The sequence below is a fragment of the Bradyrhizobium sp. MI1.11 genome (assembly GCF_055811255.1).
Map to the genome: position 1 here is coordinate 38762 of NZ_JBVVPM010000033.1, position 22517 is coordinate 61278.

19 protein-coding genes and 1 pseudogene are annotated in these 22517 nt (G+C 62.6%); 13 read left to right on the top strand and 7 right to left on the bottom strand.

What is annotated here, in order from left to right; genetic code table 11:
* Positions 1-64: 64 nt before the first annotated feature.
* Genes AC0L30_RS28120 through dhaK form a run of 11 tightly spaced genes read left to right on the top strand, consistent with a single transcriptional unit; the run spans position 65 to position 8664 of the window.
* A complete protein-coding gene (locus AC0L30_RS28120; protein WP_354127813.1) occupies positions 65-1024 on the top strand; it encodes a carbohydrate ABC transporter permease in 960 nt (319 codons plus the stop codon).
* A complete protein-coding gene (locus AC0L30_RS28125; protein WP_473405704.1) occupies positions 1021-1974 on the top strand; it encodes a carbohydrate ABC transporter permease in 954 nt (317 codons plus the stop codon). Before AC0L30_RS28120 ends, AC0L30_RS28125 begins: the two co-directional genes overlap by 4 nt.
* Positions 1971-2183, top strand: coding sequence for a hypothetical protein (locus AC0L30_RS28130; RefSeq protein WP_354127815.1), 213 nt, complete (start codon positions 1971-1973; stop codon positions 2181-2183). Before AC0L30_RS28125 ends, AC0L30_RS28130 begins: the two co-directional genes overlap by 4 nt.
* Before the next feature lie 6 nt (positions 2184-2189).
* Positions 2190-3287, top strand: coding sequence for an ABC transporter ATP-binding protein (locus AC0L30_RS28135; protein ID WP_354127816.1), 1098 nt, complete (start codon positions 2190-2192; stop codon positions 3285-3287).
* Positions 3280-4287, top strand: a complete 1008-nt coding sequence (locus tag AC0L30_RS28140; protein WP_354127817.1) for an ABC transporter ATP-binding protein — start codon at positions 3280-3282, stop codon at positions 4285-4287. The genes AC0L30_RS28135 and AC0L30_RS28140 overlap by 8 nt, the downstream gene beginning before the upstream one ends.
* The gene (dhaL, locus tag AC0L30_RS28145) at positions 4284-4898 is read left to right on the top strand and encodes a dihydroxyacetone kinase subunit DhaL (protein WP_007592634.1); all 615 of its coding nucleotides are present in this window, start codon (positions 4284-4286) and stop codon (positions 4896-4898) included. The genes AC0L30_RS28140 and dhaL overlap by 4 nt, the downstream gene beginning before the upstream one ends.
* Positions 4895-5296 carry a dihydroxyacetone kinase phosphoryl donor subunit DhaM gene (gene dhaM / locus AC0L30_RS28150; protein ID WP_007592631.1) on the top strand — a complete coding sequence of 134 codons (402 nt, stop codon included), beginning with the start codon at positions 4895-4897 and terminating at the stop codon, positions 5294-5296. The genes dhaL and dhaM overlap by 4 nt, the downstream gene beginning before the upstream one ends.
* A complete protein-coding gene (locus AC0L30_RS28155) occupies positions 5289-5603 on the top strand; it encodes an HPr family phosphocarrier protein (protein ID WP_007592629.1) in 315 nt (104 codons plus the stop codon). Before dhaM ends, AC0L30_RS28155 begins: the two co-directional genes overlap by 8 nt.
* 5 nt (positions 5604-5608) lie before the next feature.
* On the top strand, positions 5609-7207 hold the full coding sequence (gene ptsP / locus AC0L30_RS28160; RefSeq protein WP_473405705.1) for a phosphoenolpyruvate--protein phosphotransferase: 1599 nt from the start codon (positions 5609-5611) through the stop codon (positions 7205-7207).
* A complete protein-coding gene (locus tag AC0L30_RS28165; protein ID WP_007592625.1) occupies positions 7204-7635 on the top strand; it encodes a hypothetical protein in 432 nt (143 codons plus the stop codon). The genes ptsP and AC0L30_RS28165 overlap by 4 nt, the downstream gene beginning before the upstream one ends.
* A gap of 39 nt (positions 7636-7674) precedes the next feature.
* Complete coding sequence (gene dhaK, locus AC0L30_RS28170; protein ID WP_007592624.1) at positions 7675-8664, top strand: dihydroxyacetone kinase subunit DhaK; 990 nt, start codon at positions 7675-7677, stop codon at positions 8662-8664.
* 183 nt (positions 8665-8847) lie between these two features.
* On the opposite strand, the gene AC0L30_RS28175 is transcribed toward dhaK, so the two are convergent.
* From AC0L30_RS28175 to AC0L30_RS28195, 5 genes are read right to left on the bottom strand one after another with little or no spacing between them, the layout of a single operon-like run.
* Complete coding sequence (locus AC0L30_RS28175; protein ID WP_473405706.1) at positions 8848-9615, bottom strand: ABC transporter permease; 768 nt, start codon at positions 9613-9615, stop codon at positions 8848-8850.
* On the bottom strand, positions 9612-10376 hold the full coding sequence (locus AC0L30_RS28180; RefSeq protein ID WP_007592622.1) for an ABC transporter permease: 765 nt from the start codon (positions 10374-10376) through the stop codon (positions 9612-9614). Before AC0L30_RS28180 ends, AC0L30_RS28175 begins: the two co-directional genes overlap by 4 nt.
* A complete protein-coding gene (locus AC0L30_RS28185) occupies positions 10373-11179 on the bottom strand; it encodes an ABC transporter ATP-binding protein (protein WP_007592620.1) in 807 nt (268 codons plus the stop codon). Before AC0L30_RS28185 ends, AC0L30_RS28180 begins: the two co-directional genes overlap by 4 nt.
* Positions 11176-11880 (bottom strand): GntR family transcriptional regulator, encoded by a 705-nt coding sequence (locus tag AC0L30_RS28190; protein ID WP_473405707.1) that lies wholly within the window; start codon positions 11878-11880, stop codon positions 11176-11178. The genes AC0L30_RS28185 and AC0L30_RS28190 overlap by 4 nt, the downstream gene beginning before the upstream one ends.
* 11 nt (positions 11881-11891) lie before the next feature.
* Entirely contained in the window at positions 11892-12839 is a 948-nt protein-coding gene (locus AC0L30_RS28195; RefSeq protein WP_007592616.1) for an ABC transporter substrate-binding protein, read from the bottom strand.
* Positions 12840-12927: 88 nt separating this feature from the next.
* Between AC0L30_RS28195 and AC0L30_RS28200 the strand changes: the two genes are divergently transcribed.
* Together AC0L30_RS28200 and AC0L30_RS28205 are read left to right on the top strand one after the other, a co-directional pair.
* A complete protein-coding gene (locus AC0L30_RS28200) occupies positions 12928-13917 on the top strand; it encodes a fumarylacetoacetate hydrolase family protein (protein WP_473405708.1) in 990 nt (329 codons plus the stop codon).
* 46 nt (positions 13918-13963) lie between these two features.
* Complete coding sequence (locus AC0L30_RS28205) at positions 13964-14740, top strand: cyclase family protein (RefSeq protein ID WP_007592612.1); 777 nt, start codon at positions 13964-13966, stop codon at positions 14738-14740.
* Positions 14741-15478: 738 nt separating this feature from the next.
* On the opposite strand, the gene AC0L30_RS28210 is transcribed toward AC0L30_RS28205, so the two are convergent.
* Positions 15479-21358: an AAA family ATPase gene (locus AC0L30_RS28210; protein WP_473405709.1), complete on the bottom strand. Its 5880-nt coding sequence runs from the start codon at positions 21356-21358 to the stop codon at positions 15479-15481.
* 776 nt (positions 21359-22134) lie between these two features.
* Positions 22135-22479: pseudogene (locus AC0L30_RS28215) on the bottom strand (alpha/beta-hydrolase family protein); the annotation flags it as partial.
* Between the last annotated feature and the right edge of the window lie 38 nt (positions 22480-22517).

Below are 22517 nucleotides of genomic sequence, written 5' to 3' on the forward strand. Positions count from 1 at the left end.
CTCTTCGGCAATCTCGGCAGCTGTCGCATAGCTGATGGTCCCGGCGCCAGGATCGACCAAAGCCATGAACGATTTGAGTGCTTCGTCCCAGATCACCTATCGGGCCGTCCCGGCCCGGCCAGCCGTGGCGCGTCGTATCCGGGGTTTGTCGGACCAGGCGCTCGCCTGGCTCTTTATCACGCCGACGATCGTGCTGCTGCTGGCGATCAACATCTTCCCGCTGGTGTGGACGATCTATCTCTCGTTCACCAACTACCGCGCCAATCGGGCGAACGCGCCGACGATATGGCTGGGCACCGACTGGTACCAGTCGATACTGACCGATCCGGATATCTGGGCGGCGATGCAGGTGACGGCGCATTTCGTGATCTGGACGGTGGTGATCGAGACTGTGCTCGGATTTGGCCTTGCCTACCTCATCGATAAGAAGTTCCGCGGCCACGGGATGTGGACCACGATCATCCTGCTGCCGATGATGCTGTCACCTGCCGTCGTCGGCAATTTCTGGACGTTCCTCTATCAGCCGCAGATCGGATTGTTCAACTACGTCGTCGCCTTCTTCACCGGACGCGCAGCCTCGTCGTTCCAGATGCTGGGCGACGTCACGCTGAGCCCCTGGGCCATCGTCATCGTCGATGCCTGGATGTGGACGCCCTATGTGATGCTGATTTGTCTCGCGGGCCTGCGCTCGATCCCTGGTTACATCTATGAAGCGGCGGAGGTCGACCGCGCGTCGAAATGGCGGCAGTTCTGGTCGATCACGCTGCCAATGGCGCTGCCGTTCATCATGCTGGCGGTGCTCTTCCGCGGTATCGAGAACTTCAAGATGTTCGACATGGTCAACCTGCTGACCGGCGGTGGGCCGGGGTCGACCACGGAAGTTGCGTCGATCACGCTCAAGCGTGCGGCGTTCGAGAGCTGGCGCACCGGCTATTCCTCGGCCTTCGCGATCATCCTGTTCGTGACGGTCTTCGGCCTCGCCAACATCTATGTGAAGGCGCTGAACAGGGTGAAAAGCCGATGATCTCAGCCACCACAGCCCATTCCGTCGTCGAGCCGTCGACCACGACGCGGCGTTTTGCCGGCTCGCTCGTCGTGCTCTATGCCATCATCACCATGATCCCGCTGGTGTGGATCATCCTCACCGCGTTCAAGTCGCCGGACGATGCAATCTCCTATCCGCCCAAGATGATGTTCAAGCCATCGCTCGAAGGCTTCTGTAACGTCTTCACGACCCGCTCGCGCCAGACCCCGGAGTTCATCCGTTCGCTGGGGGCGCCGCAGGGGCTTTGCGACAGCCTCGCGCGCAGCCGTAACATGGTGGTCGCCGGTCCCTCGAACTATGTGCCGCGCTTCGTCAATTCGCTGATCATCGCGTTCGGCTCGACCGTGCTCGCCGTCGCGCTCGGCACCTTGTCGGCCTACGGCTTTTCGCGGTTCCGCGTGCCCCTGAAGGACGACCTGATGTTCTTCATCCTATCGACCAGGATGATGCCGCCGATCGCGGTCGCGATCCCGATCTATCTGATGTACCGCAGCATCGGATTGTCCGACACCAGGCTCGGCATGATCCTGCTGTACACCTCGGTCAACGTCTCGCTTGCGGTCTGGCTGCTCAAGGGCTTCATCGACGAAATCCCGCGCGAGTACGAGGAGGCGGCCATGATCGACGGATACACCCGCTTTCAGGCCTTCGTGAAGGTGGTGCTGCCGCAGGCCACGACGGGAATTGCGGCGACGGCGATCTTCTGCCTGATCTTCGCCTGGAACGAATACGCCTTCGCGGTGCTTCTCACCTCGGGCAATGCGCAGACCGCGCCGCCCTTCATTCCGATCATTATCGGCGAGGGCGGACAGGACTGGCCCGCGGTGGCGGCGGGCACGACGCTGTTCCTGGTGCCGATCGTGGTGTTCACGGTGCTGCTGCGCAAGCATCTGCTGCGGGGCATCACCTTTGGAGCCGTCCGCAAATGAGTATCGATGCCACCCGATCCGTCGCGCGTCGCGGTGTTGCCGATCGCGTTCTGCGCCGTGGTCCGCTCGAAGCCGCCGCGACCGCGATCATCGCCGCCGGCGTCGTGATGCTGATGCAGCCATTCTCCCTGACGCTGTATTCCTGGTCGTTTGCGACGACCCTGTTCGGCACGGTGATGCTCACCATCGTGTCGAAGGTTCGGGAGTAGGGCGCGATGGCACAGATCAGGGTCGAGGCACTCGACAAGTCCTTCGGGACGTTCCATGCGGTCAAGTCCGCCAGCTTCACGGTCGAGGACGGCCAGTTCCTCTGCCTGCTTGGGCCGTCCGGCTGCGGCAAGACCACGACGCTCCGCATGATTGCGGGCCTGGAGCTGCCGACATCCGGCACCATCCGGCTCGATGGCGAGGACGTGACGATGAACCGCGCATCGGCGCGCGACATCGCCTTCGTGTTCCAACTCTTCGCGCTCTATCCGCACATGGATGTCCGGCGCAACATCGGCTTTCCCCTGAAATGCGAAGGGATCAGTGCGGCCGAGCGCGATCGGCGGGTCGTAGAGGCCGCGCGCATCCTGCGGATCTCCCATCTGCTCGACCGATCGGTGTCGGGCCTTTCCGGCGGCGACCGTCAGCGCGTCGCGCTGGGGCGAGCGATCGTGCGCAAGCCGAAGTGTTTTCTGATGGACGAACCGCTCGGCGCGCTCGATACCGAGATGCGCGAGGCCATGATTCATGAACTACGCGCCCTGCATGACCGCCTGGGAGCAACCACCGTCTATGTCACGCATGACCAGCTCGAGGCCATGGCGATGGCCGACAGGATCGCGGTAATGAACAATGGCGTCGTCGAGCAGGTTGCGAGCCCGCGCGACATCTACGACCGGCCTGCTTCGCTCTTCGTCGCGGATTTCATCGGCTCGCCGCCGATGAACCTTCTGCCGTTCCGTGGTCACCTGCAGACGGGCGCGGAGGCGATCCGGCTCGGTGAGCGCGACGTTGCAATTCCTCCCTTGCGCGAGGCGATGGCGGAAAGCGAGTTCGTGCTGGGGGTGCGGCCCGAGCATGTGCGCTTCACCGATCGCGGCATGGTCCGCGGGGTGGTCTATGGCACGGAATATCTCGGCACGACGCAGATCGTGACCGTGACGACGCACTACGGCGCACTGAAGGCCCGCTCACCCAGCAGCAGATCCTTCCGGACGGGCGAGACTGTCGGGCTCGATTTCCGGCCCGATACGCTGTCAGTCTTCGACAAGGTGTCGGGCCGGGCCATTCGTACCGCGTTGCATGAGGGAGGCGCGCATGGCTGAGGTCGAGATCAACGCCATTTCCAAGGCCTTCGGCAAGACGCAAGCTGTGAACGATCTGTCGCTGACAATTGGCGATGGCGAGTTCGTCGCGTTGCTTGGGCCGACTGGTGCCGGCAAGAGCACGGCTTTGCGCTTGATCGCGGGATTGGAGCAGCCGGACAGCGGTTCGATCCGCATCGACGGGCGCGACGTGACCTGCGATGCACCGGCGGACCGTGACGTCGCCTTTGTCTTCCAGCAATATTCGCTGTATCCGCACCTGACGGTGTTCGAGAACATGGCCTTCGCGTTGCGCGCGCCGACCCGGCGCGTGCCGGAAGCCGATATTCGCGCGAAGGTGCAGGAGGTCGCACGTCTTCTTCATATCGAGACCAAGCTGGACAACAAGGCGACGCAGCTGTCGGGCGGGCAGATGCAGCGCGTCGCGATCGGGCGGGCTCTGGTCCGTTCGCCCTCGATCTACCTGATGGACGAGCCGCTCTCCTCGCTGGACGCGAAGCTGCGCGGCGAACTGCGGCTCGAGCTCAAGCGGATCCAGGTCGATCTCGGCGCCACGATCCTCTATGTCACCCATGATCAGACCGAGGCGATGACCATGGCGTCGCGCATCGGTGTAATCGAAGGCGGGCGGCTGATGCAGGTCGGCTCGCCGCGCGAAATCTACGAGAACCCGATCAACGCGCATGTCGCGGCAAGGTTGGGCCAGCCGACGATCAATCTGCTGCCGGCGGCCCTGTTCGGCGGCGCGCCTGATGGCGCCGAGACGATCGGTGCGCGGACCGAGCACCTGACGATTGCGCGCGGCGGTGGCGATGTGTCGGCGACCGTCAAACGGGTTGAACATCTCGGCGATCAGAGCCATCTCCATCTCGACCTCGCCGGCCGGCCGGTGGTGACGCTGGCGGATCCCGAGGCGGGCTTCGGCGCCGGTGATGTGGTGTCGCTCTGTCTGAACAAACCTCTGTTCTTCGATGCGATGGGCTGGAGGGTAGCGGCATGAGCCTTGATCGGGTAGCCAGGGAAAGACTGGTGCGAGCGCTGGCGGGGTCGATGATCGAGCACGCCGACGAATTGACGAGCCTCGACCAGGCGATTGGCGATGGGGATCACGGACTGAATATGAAGCGTGGTTTCGAGGCAGTGCTGGCGGCGTTGCCGGGCCTTGCCGACAAGGCGCTCCCGGACATGCTGAAGGCGATCGGAACGACTTTAGTCATGAAGGTCGGCGGTGCTTCGGGGCCGCTGGTCGGAACTTTCTTCATGGAGCTGGGCAAGGCACTTCCGGAGCAGCCGAGCCGCGCTGATCTCGTCGCAGCGACCGAGAAGGCGATCGACGCCGTCAAGGCGCGCGGGCGTTCTGAGGCGGGGCAGAAAACGTTGCTGGATGTCCTGGTGCCGGTGCAGGTCGTGTTGGCGGGCGGTGGCGATGCCGAGGCGATTGCAGCGGAAGCGGCGCGAGCGGCCGATCGCACCACGCCCATGCTTGCGATCCGCGGCCGTGCGTCCTTTCTCGGCGAACGTTCCATCGGTCATATGGATCCCGGTTCGCGTTCGGCGTCCCTTTTGATTGGCGCGGCAGTCAAGGTACTGGAATTCGAGGCAAGTTCATGAACAGTTCAAATTCCTGCAATGTCGGGATCGTTATCGTTTCACATTCGCGCAAGATCGCGGAAGGCGCGGCGGATATGGTGCGCCAGATGGTAGGCAGCGCCGTGCCGCTCGCCTGGACAGGCGGCGACATCGATGGAGGGCTCGGCACCAATGTTGCCGGGATCCTCGACGCGATTGAAGCGGCGTGGTCGCCCGCAGGCGTGGCGGTGCTGGTTGATCTCGGCGGGGCGGAGACAAATTCCGAGATGGCGGTGGAAATGCTGCCTGAAGATCGACGCGCGCGCGTCGTCGTCTGCAATGCTCCGGTGGTCGAGGGAGCTGTGATTGCGGCAACCGAGTCTTCGGGTGGCTCGCCGCTTGCCGCTGTCAAGCGTAGCGCGGAGGAATTCTATGCATGATGCTCACGCCAGCCGGCCGGGCGAAACGGCGGTGCCGCTGACAGCCTCGGCGGTTCTCGTCAACAAAGTCGGACTTCATGCGCGACCGTCGGTCAAGCTCACGCAGTGCGCAAAGGGTTTTACCGCGAAGATAGAGCTCGCCCTCTCGGCGGACGGGCCCTGGACGGACGCCAAGAGCCCGGTAAAGGTCATGCGTGTGAAGGCGCCGCAGGGCGCAACACTGCATTTCCGCGTTACCGGTTCCGATGGCAAGGCAGCACTTGCTGCTGTACTGGCGCTTGTGCATGACGGTTTCGGTGAGGCCTGATCGCAGTGGCAGAGATCCATCTCACCGGCCGTGCTGCCTCGCCGGGTCTCGCGATCGGACCGGTCACCATGCTGACTGCGGCTGTGGCCAGGCGGACAGCGAGCGACGATCCCGCGCAAGAGGCGGCGGCACTGCGGGCGGCGATTGAGGGCGCGAGGGCGGAGATCGCCAACCAGATCAAGACGATCCGGGGCGATGTAGCCGACATTCTGGAATTCCAGGTCGCCATGCTTGAGGATGATGCGCTGGCGGAGCCGGCATATGGGGTCATCTCGGACGGGATCACTGCCGACCACGCCTGGCGCTTGGCACTCGACGTGGAGATAGCTGGCTATCGCGCTGCTGAAGATGAATATTTCCGTGCCCGTGCGGCCGATATCGTCGACATCCGCGACCGCGTGCTTGCGCATCTGAGCGGCGTGGACACGGTCGCCAGGATTACCAGCGGCTCGATCGTGGCGGCTGACGACATCACCCCTTCCGCTTTTCTTGCTGCCGACTGGTCGCACGGCGGCGCCATCGCGCTGGCTGCGGGCTCACCTTCCTCGCATGTTGCCATGTTGGCGCGGGCGCGCGGGGCGCCCATGGTCGTTGGGCTCGGCCCACTGTCGTGGAACGGACAGCCACCTGCGCTGGCGCTCGTCGACGGCGATGCCGGCACCGTGATCTTTGATCCCGAGCCGGAAACGCGCCGCCTGTTCGAACAGCGCATGGCGGTTGCGAATGCCGCCCAAGCCGCCGCCGATGCCGCCTGCCTTGAGTCCGCACGCACGGCCGACGGCCGGCGGATCGCGGTCCTTCTCAATATCGCCGCGCCCGAGGACCTCGCCGGCCTCGATCCTGCAATCTGCGACGGCATCGGCCTCGTGCGTACGGAATTTCTGTTCGAGGCGGCCCAAGGCCTGCCGGATGAGGATGCGCAATATGCAGTCTATCGGCGCATTCTCGAGTGGGCCGAGGGAAGGCCGGTGACAATCCGCACCCTCGATGCGGGCGGCGACAAGCCAATCGCCGGCTTGACGATCGATAACGAGCGCAATCCGTTCCTCGGTCTGCGCGGCATCCGTCTCTCGCTCGCGCGGCCGGAAGTGTTTCGGGTGCAACTGCGGGCACTGTGCCGCGCGGCTGTGCACGGGGCGCTGAAGGTGATGCTGCCGATGATCGCGGTTCCTTCGGAGCTCGACCGTGCGAATGCCCTGCTGGATGCAGAGTTCACGGCGCTCAGGGCCGAAGGGATCGCCTGCGCCCGCCCGCCGCTCGGCATCATGGTCGAGGTCCCGGCGGCGGCGCTCCGCGCCGAGGATTTCGGCGCGGCGTTCTATTCCATCGGCTCGAACGACCTGACCCAGTACACGATGGCGGCGGCGCGCGACGTCGGTGCCGTCGCGGACCTCAACGATACCGGCAATCCGGCGGTGCTGGCGCTGATCTCTCGGACTGTCGAGGCCGGACGAAAGCGTGGCGTGGAGGTCTCACTCTGTGGTGACGCCGCGGCCGATACGCGCCTGACCGCGGCGCTGATTGCCACCGGGTTGACAATTCTCTCGGTGTCGCCGATTGCCGTCGCGCGGCTCAAGGCCGCAATCGCAAAGGTGCGTTCATGACGGATGAAGCAGGCGAGGATACCCGCGCGCCTGGTGACAGCAATGTGGCGGATTACAAGGCCATCCTGCGACGGGTGCTCGACAATAGGCCCTCGGGGACGCGGCTGAAGCTGGCGGCGGCGTTGGGCAAGAATCGCTCCTTCGTGACCCAGATCACCAATCCGGCCTATCTGGTTCCTATTCCGGCGAAGCATGTCGCGATCATCTTCGAAGTCTGCCATCTGTCCGGCACTGAGCGTGCGGCGTTCCTCAAAGCCTATGGACGCGCGCATCCCGGCCGGCTGCGCGCACCCCATCGCGAGGCGCGCACCCGCATTGTCTCGGTGACCGTACCCGACCTCGGCGACGACAAGAAGAACCGTGCGCTCGAACAGCTGATTGTGGATTTCGCCGCGCAACTCGCGCGCTATGCCGAAAGTGTGGGTTGAGCCATTGATTTGAACTTTAGACGAGATGGGAGGACGTTCATGAAAAAGCTGATCAACAGCACCGATACGATACTCGAAGAAAGTCTGGACGGTTTCGCGGCAGCTCATGCGGGTATCCTGCTTCTTGGTGCCGAGCGCAAATTCGTCCGGCGCCGCACGTTGAAGCCAGGCAAGGTCGCGCTGATTTCGGGTGGCGGCGCGGGACATGAGCCGCTGCATGCGGGCTTTGTCGGCCTCGGCATGCTCGATGCCGCTTGCCCCGGTCAAGTCTTCACCTCGCCGACGCCAGACCAGATGATCGAGGCCGCGGAGGCCGTCGACACGGGCGCAGGCGTGCTCTTCATCGTCAAGAACTACGAAGGTGACGTGATGAATTTCACCATGGCAGCCGAGATGGCCGCGCGGGAAGTTGCGAGCGTGGTGACTAACGACGACGTGGCTGTGGAGAAATCGACCTATACGACCGGTCGTCGCGGCGTCGCGGGGACATTGATCGTGGAAAAAATGGTCGGCGCTGCGGCCGAGACCGGAATGCCGCTTGCCGCTCTCACGGCGCTCGGCGAAGAGGTCAACCGGCGCACGCGCTCGATGGGGGTGGCGCTGTTGCCATGCACCGTGCCGGCCGTAGGGCGGCCAAACTTCGCATTGGCCGACAATGAAATGGAAATGGGCGTCGGCATTCATGGTGAGCCCGGCCGGCGCAGGGTGACGCTGGCGTCCGCCGATGCGATTGCCGCCGAGCTGCTCGATGCGATCCTGAACGATCTTGCGCCCGGCAAGGGGAGTGAAGTGCTGCTTCTCGTCAACGGGTTTGGCGCGACGCCTCTGATCGAACTCTATCTGATGGTCAATGCCGCAAAGCGGATTCTGGACAGCGCGGGGGTGGCAGTGGCGCGCTACCTGACCGGTTCCTACGTCACATCCCTCGACATGGCTGGTGTCTCGATCACCGTATCTGTGCTCGATAGCAAGTCGACGAAATTATGGGATGCCCCGGTGCAGACGGCAGCTCTGCGGTGGGGCGTCTGATCTCAGCTCGCGGCTTGGTTTTGATCACAAACAATGACTTATCGACTCCGCTCCCGCGAAACTAAGCCTCGTCGTTCCCACCCAAGAGAAAATCCATCGAAAGTTCAATGCAGCCCTCGCGGCTCAATTGTTGGAATGGCCCGCATCGCGCGGGCCATTCTTGTCTGGCGATGGATCGCCACGCTATCGGGCTGTACTCTGCCAAGCGAGCATTCGCTGCTCGACGAGCGACACCGCAATTGAGGTCAAATATCCGGTCGCACCGAGCAGAATGACGCCGGCGAACAGGTCGGCGGATCGGAACGCACGTGCCGAGAGCAAGACCCACTGGCCAAGGCCGTCGAGTCCGGCCAGGATCTCGCAGACCACCGAAAGGATCAGCGCGACCGTCAGGCTGAGCCGCATGCCCGCAAGGATGTCGGGCAATGCCGAGGGCAGGGCGATCTTGCCGATGACGGCGCCGCGCGACATCTGCAGCGAGCGGGCGACCTCGTAGAGCCGCGGCTCGACCACGGCAAAGCCGTGGATGGTTGCGAGCATGATCGGCCAGATCGCGCCGAAGGCGATGACGAACAGCGCCATGCCTTGCGTCAGCCCGAGCATCGCGATCGCGACCGGGATGATCGCGGAGACCGGCAGGGGCCGCAAAAATTCCAGGGACGGCGCCACATAGGCGCGCATCATCCTTGACGATCCGATCAGCGCGCCGAGCGCAATGCCGGCGATCGAAGCGGCGAGCCAGCCATAGGCCATGTGTTCGAGCGTGCCGATGAGCTTGCTTGCGAGATCGCCGCTCGAAAAGCCGCGCGCCAGGGCAGCCCAGGCTCGGTCCGGACCGGGCAGGAACACCGGTGAGACCAGCCGCAGATCGGCGACGAGCTGCCACGCCGCGATGAAACCGGCCGCGACGAGGATGCTTGCGAAACGCCAGAGGATCGCAGCGCGGCTCATGGATTGTCTCCGGTGAGCGCGGCACGGCCGAACAGCCGGCGCTGGGCCGCAATCAAAAGGAGGTTCAGCGCGTAGCCGATCACGCCGATCCAGAGCAGATAGGCGAGCATCAGGTCGGCGCGTAGCGCCTGCTGCGCCAGCATGATGCCGGCGCCCAGGCCGATCGGATTGATGGCGATCTCGACCGTGACAGCGACGATCAGGGCGATACCGGCCGACAGACGAAAGGCGATGAAGATCCGCGGCAGCGCGGCCGGGATCACGATCTTCGCGATCCGTTGCGCCGCGCTCAGCCGCAAAGCCCGTGACACTTCCATCAATCGCGGCTCGATGCCACGCACGGCGCTGCGCGTCATGATCAGCATCGGCCAGATGCAGGCGAACGCCACGATCACGATCTCCATCCGGTAGCCGAAGCCGAGCGCAATCAGCGTGATCGGCAGCAGCGCGATCGAGGGAATTGGGCGGATCGCCTCGACCGTTACCTCCATCAACCGGTCAAGCGGCCGCGACATTCCGAAGGCAATGCCGAGTGAAAGCCCGATGGCACTGCCGATCGCCAGTCCGGAAAAGGCGGCGAACAGTGTGTCGCGGGTCGCGGTCGGAATCGAGAGATCGGTAAGCGCCGCGGCCAGCGCCGCGAGGATCGCGCTGGGCGGGGCGAGGCTGTCGCTCTGCAGGTGGGTGAGGCGCGCCCAGAGCTCGAACGCAAGCATCAGCGTCAGCGGCAACAGCAAGGGCCTGGCGCGGTCGAGACTCAATGTTCGGTCGCCTTGATGAAGTCGAACAATTGCCGGCGCAGCCGCAGGAATTCCGGATGCTCGCGAGTGGCCAACTGGTCGCGAGGGCGCGGCAGGTCGACGTCGAGCTCGATGCCGATCCGGCCCGGATGCGGCAGGAGGCCGACGACGCGGTCGCCGAGGTAGATCGCCTCCTCGAGATCGTGGGTTACGAAGATCACGGTCGTTTGGCTCATTTGCGTCAGCGACAGGACCTCGTCCTGCAGCCCCTGGCGCGTCATCGCATCCAGCGCGCCGAACGGTTCGTCCATCAGCAGCGTCGTCGGCTCCTGCGCAAGGCAGCGCGCGATCTGCAGGCGCTGCTGCATGCCGCCCGACATTTCGGTCGGATATTTGTCAGCGTGATCGGACAAGCCGATCTTGCGCAGCAGCGCCGCGATGCGCGAGCTGCGCTCGCGTGCCGGAACACCGGAGGCTTCGAGCGCCAACGAGATGTTGCCGGCCGCGGTCCGCCACGGCAGCAGCGCCTTGCCGTAATCCTGGAATACGATCGCGACCTCGCGGCGCGGCCCGGTGATCGGCTCGCCGTCGAAGGTCACGACGCCGCTCGTAGGGCTGTAGAGGCCCGCGGCGAGCCGCAGCGCTGTGGTCTTGCCGCAGCCGGAGGCGCCGACAATGCAGAGGAATTCGCCCGGCCGCACCTCCAGATCAAGATTCTCGATGATGGTCTTGCCGCCGAGCTGCAGTGTCGCGGTGCTGAACGCGATCAGCGCCTTTTGCCGTCGCGCCGCGCGCGCCTCGTCGAGTCTGGCAACGACACTCATAATTGCTCCCCGCTTGTCGCCGGATACACGAAATTGATGGTCGAGTGCAGATGCGCGGCCAGCATCGCTTGCGCGGCGGCAAGATCGCGGGCGAGCACGCGGTCGGCGAGCATCTGGTGGCTCCGTATGAATTCCTCGCCGCTGTCGATGGCGCGCATCATCATGCGGCGGTAGCGATAGGCCTGATCGTAGAGGTCGGAATGGGCGGTCAGCATGCGCCGCGAGCCGCAGGCCGCGAGCAGCGCGGTGTGAAAGCCCTTGTGCAGCCGATCGAAATCGGCCGCACCCTCGCGGAATTCATTGCCGGTGCGCTCGATATGCCGGCGCATCTGATGCAGCGCGCTGACGATGCCGGCCTCCCAGGCGACGTCGCCGCGGAGGATGGCGAGCCTGACCGCCTCAATTTCGACCGCCGTCCGCATGCAGGTGATGTCGGCGAGATCGTCATGGCTGACCTCGGCGACACGAAAACCACGCTGGCCGATGCCGACGATCAGGCCGCGCGACATCAGCCGGGACAGGCCTTCGCGCAGGGGGGTGGCGCCGATCTCGTAGCGCTGCACGAGATCGACGATGCCGAGCCGCGATCCCGGTGCGAGATCCCCGGAAAGAATGTCCTGCTCGATGAGGTTTGCGGCGCGCTCGCTCAAAGTGCCGGCCTCAGCCGGAGGACGTTCGAGAGTGCGCTCGGGGGCAGGCATTGCCAATGTCCTCAGTTTAGCACCAGTTTGGCGGTGTCGAGTTTCGACTGCAGCATCTTCTGCGACGACATCACATCGATCCACCAGGCGAGGTTTTCCGGCTTGAGATTCGGCTCGGACTGGTTCGGCGGTGTCGCCTTGACGAGCTCGAGTGGCTGCTTGGTGAACTTGGCGATCGAGGCGGAGGCCTTCTCGCGATCGCTATTGACGATTGCGGCGGCCTCCGCGATGGCTTCGCGGAACTTCTTCACCGTCGCCACATTCTTCTCGGCCCAGTCGCGCCCCGCGGCATAGAAAATGATCGGGTCGGTGCGGCCGAGCTCGGCGCCGTACCGCGCGCCGACCGAGCCGATCCCCGCATTGGTCATGCGCGTGACGAACGGCTCGGCAGTGAGCACCGCATCGACGCCGCCTGACTTGATGATGTCAGCCATGGTCGGGAAGGTGACTTCGACGAAATTGACGCTTCTGGGCGGGACGCCTTTCTCCACGAGCCATTTCACGAACAGCACGTGGAGAAAGGCGTTGAGGCCGGGCGCGCCGACCTTCTTGCCGATGAAATCCTTCGGCTCCTTGATGGTGATGCCGTTGCGGACGAAGGCGGCGATCGCGGTGTTCGAGGTCGGGTTCATGACCGAGGCGCCGGCGATCGCGACAAGGTCGAGGCCGCCGTCGACGGCCTGGAGGAAGACGGTGGAGGTGGGGCCGCCGACCTGAATCGAGTTCGACAGGATTGCCGCCGGGATGTTGGAGTTGATCGCAATCGGCGTCATCTCGACATCCAGCCCGTGCTTTTTGAAAATGCCTTCGTCGACAGCCACCATGGCCGAGGCGCAGTCGGAGGTCGCAGTGCAGCCGATCTGGATCTTGGCCTGCGCCAGCGCGGGTGCCGTCCAGGCAACGGACCCTGCAACTCCAAGCGCGAGACCCAACATCGCCTTGATCTGCGTTCGCCTCACCGCGCTCTCCCCAATTTGTATTTTTCAGGCTTGTTTATCGATATTTTATCTGATCATATATTTCAAACGATAGCAAGGGGTACCCAAGATGAAGCTCGCAACATTCAGATCTGCCGGTCAGGAGAAGATCGGAGCCGTCCACGACAATGACAGCCAGCTGTTCGACTTCGCCGCCGCCGCCGCGCGGGACGGCCAGGCCGATCCGGCCTTCGGCTCGATGCTGGCGCTGATCGACGCCGGGCCCCGCGCGCTCGATCGGGCCAGGGCCCTGCTCGACAAGCACGGCCCGGACGCGACGCTGTCGGCGGCAGTCAGTGCCGTCGACATCCTCGCGCCGCTGCCGGAGCCGCGGCAGATGCGCGACGGCATGTCGTTTCCCCTGCACATCCTGCAAGCGCCACGCGGGCAGCGGAAGCTCGCCGCCCGCGCCAGGGGCGACATGGCCGAACTGGCCCGCATCGACGCCGAGCCGCTCGGCGAGCTGCCCGAGGTCTATCGCAAGCAGCCGATCTTCTACATCACCAACCGCTTCAGCGTCCGCGGCACCAACACCACCGTGAAATGGCCGCGCTACAGCAAGGTCATGGACTACGAGCTCGAATTCGGAATCATCACCAAGAACAAGGGTGCGAACGTCTCCGCCGCGAACGCGAAGGATCACATCTTCGGCTACACGATCTTCAACGATTTCTCCGCGCGTGACGCACAGCGCATCGAGATGGAGGGACGGCTCGGCCCGGCCAAGGGCAAGAGCTTCGACGGCGGCAACGTGATGGGTCCTTGGATCGTGACACCGGACGAGATCGGTGATCCCTATCATTTGAAGATGGAAGCGCGCGTCAACGGCGAAACCCGCTCGAAAGGCGTGAGCGAGGGCATGTTGTTTTCCTTCGAGGAGATCATCGCCCATGTCACGCAGGACGAGACGCTGATGCCCGGCGAATTCATCGGCTCCGGCACGGTCGGCAATGGCTGCGGCCTCGAGCTCGGCTGGTTTCTCGGGCATGGCGATACGATCGAGCTCGCGGTCGAGAAGATCGGTATTTTGAAGAACCGCGTCGAGCGGCAAGAAGTCTGAAGGGACGCCTGACGGCCCCAACGAGAACAATCAACGAGGAAGCGCCATGACGACCAAGCTGATCGACATTTCCGTCCCCCTCCAGAACGACGTGCCGGCCGACCCGCCCGGCAATCATCCGACGATCCAGTATATCGACCACCAGCAGGGCCTGCCGCGCATGCTGCAGTTCTTCGACGGGTTGAAGGCCGAGGATCTGCCCGACGGGCAGGGTTGGGCGGTGGAACAGGTCAGTCTCTCGACCCACAACGGCACGCATCTCGACGCACCCTGGCATTTTCACCCGACCATGAATCGCGGCGAGCGTTCCTGGACCATCGACGAAGTGCCGCTGGAATGGTGCTTCCAGCCCGGCGTGAAGCTCGACTTCCGGCACCTGCCCGACGGCTATGTCGCAACGGCCAAAGACGTCGAGGCCGAGCTCAAGCGCATCGGCCATGAGCTGAAGCCGTTGGAGATCGTCGTGGTCAACACCAGCGCCGGTGCCAAATATGGCCGGCAGGACTACGTCACGTCGGGCTGCGGGATGGGCTATGAAGCAACCATGTACCTGCTCGAGCGCGGTGTGCGCCTGACCGGTATCGACGGCTGGAGCTGGGACGCGCCGTTCGTTCATACCGCGAAGAAATACGCCGAAACCAGGGACGCCAGGCTGATCTGGGAAGGTCACAAGGCCGGCCGCCATATCGGCTATTGCCATCTCGAGAAGCTGCACAATCTCGAATTGCTGCCGTCGACCGGCTTCAAGGTGTCATGCTTCCCCGTGAAAATTGAGCGAGCCTCTGCAGGATGGACGCGAGCGGTCGCAATTTTGGAGAGCTAGCCTCTCAGGCCCCGTGCGCGCCAATCGCGGTTCAAATGGCCATCATCAGCAATAGTCGGTCTCCGGTTGCGCTTGCACCATTGAACTTACCGTTCGACATGCTTCTAAGTTTGGGCGGACGATCGCAGGAAATATCGCAGATTTGAGTCATGTTGGGGAAAAGCGATAGCGGTTTCCCGACTTGAGCCCCCGACGAGTCAAGATCCGTGTTCCGCCGCGCTCTGGTTAAACTGAGACCCGTCATTCCGACGAAGAGAAAACCCACGGTAGGTCCAATGTAGGTCTGGCGGTGAAGTTGTCGGAATGGGCATTGATCTTCCAAGCAAATCATACGCCTCTTAATCGGCGGGTCCCAGGTTCGAGCCCTGGTGCGCCAAGACGGATGGGGTCGACGAGAAAAAGGCGGATCTCGTGCGACGTTTTTTGCGATCGTGCCCCGGATAGCAGTGCGACTTATGCTTTTTCTTTATTTCTGCATCTTCGCGCAATGCGATACGGTGTGCAGATTCAACGGTACAGGCCGACTACGCGCTCGTCGTAGAATAGGATACTAGGGCGGGCAAAACGGACAACCTGTTTTGCCCAGTCGCCTCGTGATCCCTCGACCGTTCTGCGACAGCTTGGTGATTTAATCCCCGCCGCGGCAGCCGGGATCGGCAGGGCTGTGATCGACTTGATCTTCTCGATCGCAAAGCGCGAGGTGCGTGCTCGAAGTTGGAACCGGCAATCCGGCCACAATCAAGAAGCGTCGGCAGGGTGGGCCGGTACGGTGAAGTGAAAAATTGCGCCGTGGGGCTGGTTGCGCGTCACCCACAAGCGTCCGGCATGCGCTTCGATAATCGAACGACAGATCGACAGTCCCACCCCCAAACCGCTGGGCTTCGTCGTGTAGAAGGGCGCGAAGGCGTGCTCGAAGGTTTCAGAGCTCATCCCCGGTCCCGAGTCCTTTACCTCGACGAGAACACCGTTCGGTGCAGCCTGCGCGGTGGTGATCAGCACTTTGTTGGCTCCATTCGCGACCGTGCCGATTGCCTGGACAGCGTTGACAATCAGGTTGAGAACCACTTGTTGCAATTGGACGCGGTCGCCCTCGACAAGCGGCAAGCTGTCTGCAAATTCCGTCTGCACCGAGATGCCGTTCTTCATCGCTTCGCCGCGGGTAAGCTCAATAACGTCCCTGATCGCCTCATTGATGTCCAAGCGATCCTTCCGGGGCGGTGCTTTTTTGACGAGATCGCGAATTCGTTGGATGATGTCGCTGGCCCGAGCGGTATCGTTCATAAGCCAGTCCAGTGATTCCCTGACCCTCTCAAGATCCGGCGGATTTCTCTCCAGGAATCGCGCGGCCGCACCGGCATTCATGGATGCCGCGGCAATCGGCTGGCTCACTTCATGCGCGATCGAGGCCGTGAGTTCGCCCATGGTGGCGAGGCGGTTAGCGTGCGCAAGCTCCTTCTGTATCTCGCGCAGCGCCTCTGCGGCCCGCTTCTGTTCGGTGATGTGCCGTCCAACGCCGTGATAACCGATGAAGTGCCCGGACTTGTCGAGCACCGGCAGCCCGGAGACGGACACGTAGCGCTTGCCGCCATCGGGCGTAGGGCGCGCGAGCTCGAAATCGCGGAACGGAAGGTGGGCATCGAGCGTCTCCCGATGCTTGCGCCAAGCCTCCTCGTCGGGCTCCAAGTAGGGCACTTCCCAGCGCGTCTTACCAAGTTCAGAGCCCGACGCGGGTGCGTCGACCATGCCTTCGGCGAATTCCTGGCGAATGAAACGATGCCGCGCATCGGATTCCCAGTACACGTCGAAAGAGAACTGTACGAGAGTCCGGAAACGCTCCTCGCTCTCCTGCAGAGCCACTTCCGATCGTTTGCGCTCCGTCAGGTCAACGACAAAGGAGACGCCCTGGTCTCGTTGTTCGTCGAACGCAGCCATGCCGATCAACACCGACACGCGGCTTCCGTCCTTGCGGAAATACTCTTTCTCGAACGGCTGCACGCTACCCATCTTTTTTAGTTCCGGGATCCACCATCGCTCGTGGCGGTCGAGCCATTCAGGCGGCGTCAGGTCAGTCCAGCGCAGGCGGCCCGAGACGAGATCCTCACGGTCGTATCCCACGATGCTGAGAAACGCATCGTTGGCCTCCAGAATCGAACCTTCAAGCTCCCAGATGATGATTCCGATGATGTTGGCATCGACAAGGCGTCGGATTTTCGCTTCCCGTTCTCCGAGATCGCGGTACAAAGCCGCATTTTCCAGCGCGATTGCTGCCTGTGAGGCGAGCAGCTTCAGCACCGCAATTCGCGCCGGTGCAACAACGTAGGGCGTCAGTGTATTCTCGAGGTAAAGCACGCCGATAACTTTCGCACGGTTGATCAGGGGCATGCAGAGAATGGAACGAGCGTTGCGCTGATTAACGTAGGGGTCCGTGGCAAAGGGAGGCTGGACCGTGGCATCCCCGAGAACCGCGCACTCTCTGGTTCGCAGTACGTAATGGAGAACGGATACGGGAAGGAGATCCGCGGTCACCGCTGTATTGCGCAGTTCAACAGTAACTTTATCGCCGGTTGTCGTGGCTTCCGCTTCAATGCGCGGCTCGGTGTCGTGCGACAGGATCAGCAGACCGCGTTCAGCCCCTGCTTGTTCGATGGCAGTGCGCATGAGCGTCTCGATAAGCGTCTCCAGCACCATCTCACCTGACACCGCTTCCGACACCTTGATGACAGTGGCGAGGTCGAGATGCTCGATCGGCGCTCCAATCGTGCTCATCGGGCCTGGCTCTGATCTCGCCTCCCTGAGGTGCGGGTGCATATCCTCAAGTTGCCGCACTTTACCGTCTGCCCCCCAACGAACATAGCAGTCGCGCGCTCTCCGCAAATAGATGCCAGCAAATTCTTCGAAACCACGCGCGCCGTAAAACCGCGCGGCCAATTCATAAGCGATCGCCTCGTGGTGGACGAAGCCGTTGTCGCGAGCGGAGCGGATGGCTTGTTCATAGAGACGCTCCGCGTCCAGTTCTCTGCCTTGGAGACGGGCGATCTCGGCGCCCGTTAGAATAGCGCGGTCCGCGAAATTCTCCGGGCAATTCTGTGCCCACAAATCGAGCTGCGTGTGGTGCCCAGTCAAGGCCTCAAGGTGCCCTTGACGTTGTTCGGGGTGTGCCGAATTCCAGCATGCAGCGTGCGATAGCGCTGCATAGAACTCGTATTCCACCGTCTCGAGTAGCTGCGGTGGTGACCACGGCAGTCTCCGCGCCTTCGATGCGGCGTCGACGGCCGGCGAATAGTCGCCGGAAAAGAAGCACGCTTGCAGCTTGCGGATCCAATACCAGCTCTCGGGCAGCGCGAATGCCGGATCGGCGGCCAAACTCCGTTCGAACCGAAGCTCGTCGGACGGGTCGTCGTGCAGAGCGCCGAAACGCCGCGTCAGGCCGCGCAGCATACGGATTAGCCCAAGCTGCGGCATTATGATGTCGGCCACCAACGCAAACTTCGCCTTCTTGCTCAACTGCAACCCGTGCTCGGCTTCGCGCTGCGCTTCTGCAAGCGCATCGCCCGCCGCAAGGAAATTCGTATTCAAGCTGGCGCAACTGAAGGCCGCGAACGTGACGTCGCCACTGCTGCTCGCGGCCTCAAATGCGCGCTGAAAGGCGTCTCGGGCATGCTGGAGGTGCTTGGTCCATGAAAGGACAAGGTTGCCATAGTTCAGGTAGGTCCTGGCGTGCACGCGCGAAAATCCGCGCCGCTCGACCAGCTCAGTGCCGATACGGCTGAATCGAAGGCCCGCCTGATAGTCGCCGAAGCGCGCGCCGGCAATGGCGCCGAACATGACGTAAGGAACGCATGAAGCATCGTTGTTCCCCCACTCGAGGCTGATCTCCACCGCTTTTAGGGCCACCAGCGAGCGAAGGTTCGCATCAGTGAAAAACGCCGGCGGCATGAGCGCCGTCAAAAGATCTATGGTCGCTAGTGCGAGTGCATCACTCATCAACGGCAGATCCAATAGCTCCTCGACCGACCGATTCCCGAGCCGAGATCGGACGTGCTCGTATTCGCGTCGGACGTCATCATCGCTTGGGTGGACTACCCATCGAATCCCGAGTTGTTCCAGATAGCTGAGACCGGCGCTAACCGCGCGGTCCGGCTCACTGAGCGCCGTGTACAGATCCACCCGGCGCCGCGCGACGACAGCAAGGTCGGCGGCGGTCGCGGTTCGCGTCGTCAGCTCCTGCAAGCGCTGTTCTGCCTCCAGGACCGAGCCAGTCACGAACTCGCATTCGGCGCGATGCAACTCGAACGCAAAGGCAAGCTGCTGGCGTTGCTCCCAGCAGTCGTCTGGTAACAACGCGGCACCGGCAGCGGCATAGTTGAGCGATGCCGCGTAGGCCGCCGCCCCCCACGCGCGCAGGCTGGCTGTCAGATTAAGCTCTGCGAGTTGCTCGCGTTCGTCTCGCGAGGTGATCAAGGGCTCGCCACGGTTGAGCTGGTTGACGATCTCGAAAATAGCCCTCTCCCACTTCTCCCGGGGGGTCTGCGCCAGCAGCTCCCGACCGATTCGCAAATGCAGCGCCGCGCGTTGATCATCCGCAATCAGCGAGTAGGCGGCTTCGTGCACTCGATCGTGGACAAACCGATACACTCCTGGCTGGTGCTCGACCAATTCCTGGCGAATGGCCTCCCACAGATCCGCGTGTACCCGCTGCTCGGAGCGACCGAGGACGATCGAAATTGTCCTCGTGTCGGCGATGTTGCCGAGACAGGCCAGCCGCTGCAGCGTGATCTGCGTCTCGGCAGGCAGGCGGGTCAGCTTTGCGATCATCAGATCCACGACATTGTCGGTGTGGCCCTTGACGTGAATGCGAGCGAGATCCCAGCACCAGCACCGTGCGTCGTGATCGAAGCGGACCAATCCCTCTTCGGCAAGCGCCTGAAGGAATTGAATCACAAAGAATGGGTTGCCAGCCGTCTTATCGTGAATCAACTTCGCGAGTGGCGCGGCACGCGTCGAATCGCAGCGAAGAGCATCGGAAATCAAACGCGAAATGTGTGAGCTGGCAAGCGGCGCTAGAATGATCTGCTGCACGTTAGCGCCAGCACTCTTTATGGCCTCAAGCCTGTACCACAATGGATGAGCGACGGTGACCTCGTTGTCGCGAAAGGCGCCGATCAGCATCAGGTATTGCAGTTCGGAGCGGGTTAAAAGGTCCTCGATCAGATCGAGCGTGGCGGCATCGACCCACTGGAGATCGTCGAGGAACAACGCCAATGGATGCTCGGACTGTGCGAATACCCCTATGAAGCGCCGGAGCACGAGACGGAAGCGGTTCTGTGCTTGCTGCGGAGGGAGCTCAGGGACGGGTGGCTGCTCTCCGATGATCAACCGCAATTCAGGGATCAGATCGGTAACAAGTCGTCCATTGGCGCCCAGCGCACCACGAAGCGCTTGGCGCCAGTGCGTCAGCTCGGCTTCGTTGTTGCTCAGAAGGAACCGCACGAGACTCTGAAAAGCCTCCACTACCGTTGAATAGGGAATATCGCGTTTGTACTGGTCGAACTTGCCTGATGCGAACAGCCCGTGGGACGGAACAAGGCGACGATGGAGCTCATTGACTACCGAGGATTTACCAACGCCGGAATAGCCGGTAACCAGCATCAATTCCGGCGCGCCGCTCTTGATCATCCGGTCAAAGGCGGCCAGCATGGCTTCAATCTCGCGGTCCCGTCCGTAGAGCTTCTCAGGGATCCGCAGTCGGTCGGGCGTGTCGTATTGTGCGAGCGCGAACTCTTCGACGCGGCCTCCGGTTTCCCATTCAATCAGGCAGCGGCGTAGATCATGTTCGAGGCCTGAAGCGCTCTGGTAGCGTTGCTCGGCGGATTTGGCGAGCAGCTTGAGGACTATGGTCGAGATTGCAGCCGGTACAGTGCTTACCCGCTCGCCGGGCGCCACTGGCTTTCGCGCAATGTGGCAATGCACCCACTCCATGGAATGTGCCGCTGAGAACGGCAACGAGCCGGTCAGCATCTGATAGAGCGTAACGCCAAGTGAATAGAGGTCACTCCGGAAATCGATCGACCGGTTCATCCATCCGGTCTGTTCGGGAGCCATATAGGGCAGCGTGCCCACGATGAATTCCGGCGGCCCAGGGGCGCGTCGCTCGCGGGCGAGGCGCGAGGCGATACCGAACCCGGTGAACCGGACCCGTCCGTCCTCGCAGTTCACCATAATATGCGCCGGCTTCACGTCCTTGTGGACGAGGCCGCGTTGGTGCACCTTGTTCAGGGCTGCGGCGATGCCGATCGCGAGCTGCAGAAAGCGTCCGATGTCCATGGGCGCACCAAGCAACTGTTCGAGCGGCTGGCCACCAGGATCCTCGAGCAGCAGCACTGGACGGTCACCATCGCACTCCAGCCCGAGCGGCCGCATTGCCCAAGTCTCATCTAATTGGTCTTTCAGCGCAAACTCGTGATCAAGACGATCGAGGAGGCCGGACGAAGCGTGTTTCGCCTTGGGAAGTACAGCCAATACAGTTCTGCAGGCGCCATCGGAAGCCGGACGCAATGGCCGGCAAAAGATGCGGTCATCGTCCTCCCATAGCACTTGGAACCGGCTATCCATGCGCATCAACCCAAAACGCTGGGTTCAACCCCGAAGCCTCCGCGTGACCAATATCGGGCGAGGAGGTACTGTGTTGCGCTCTGTGGCTACATCGACACTGCCATAAAAGCGGGCTTCTGCCCAGCGTAAGCTGCGGCGCCAGGCAGATGACGGCGAGAAAGCCGAAGCGCCGCTAGCCGGACACCAACCGTGTTCGCGCGCGAGCCGGCGGGCGAATTCAGCTGCGTATCGAACTCGAAATATGCTGCCCGATGCGTCGCCACAACTTCTGCTGGCCGTCCGGACCGGCTCGAATGCGAACGGCTTCTGCGGCTCAGGTGTGGTCTGGGCACCGGATTGCTATGCGGTGCGGCCCACGAGCTGATTGGCTCATAAAGCGGACGCGCACCGCCTTTGATTCCGGTCGCCTTCATCCCACTCTATGGTAGCAATCCGTTGTTAATGTCCACCATCATTCAGAATTCAGAGCATTTGTTAGTTGGCGTCGTGTGCACCGGGACATCAAACAAAATCTCTCTAAAGGCGGCGGAGGCAGGCGAAAGAGAAGCGGATGTGTGCGCCACTGCAGAATGGCTGGCGGGCGATGCAGATCGAAGGTGTGATGGAGCAGCAAACCCAACCCGCCTGCACCACAGCTTGAACGATCAGCGAAGAATTCCTCGCACTCGCCGATATCGTTGACAAAGCTGAGGTCAACTTGATCTTGTCGAAGTGAAAAGCGGTGCAGATGGCCGAGTGATTAATTCTCGGTGCCGAGGCATTGAGCGCAACGCGAGCGGCCATTATCTTTCCCTGTCGAAGTAGGGATTGTCGCCGCAGGCGCCGGCAGAGACGTTCGCAGCCCTTCCGAGATGACTCTTAAGTCTCCCAAGTGCCTCGGCCGGCCAATTTCGGAGATTGGCCACCGCAACCCATGCATCGGGATAGTGTTCTGGCGCGTAGACATGGCCATAACCGAAGGGCGTGCCGGTTGCGACCGCCATGTCAACGGCGATCTGCAGCATGGTCACGACCGGATACCATCGAAGTTCAGGCGAAACGTCCGGACCGCGCGGTGCATTCATCTAGGCCGGGCGCCGGTAGGCGTACCGATAATCGAAGAATACGATCGGGTCACTTGCAACCTGCTGGTGGCCGGGCGAGTTTCCGGACTGCTTCGCCAAAA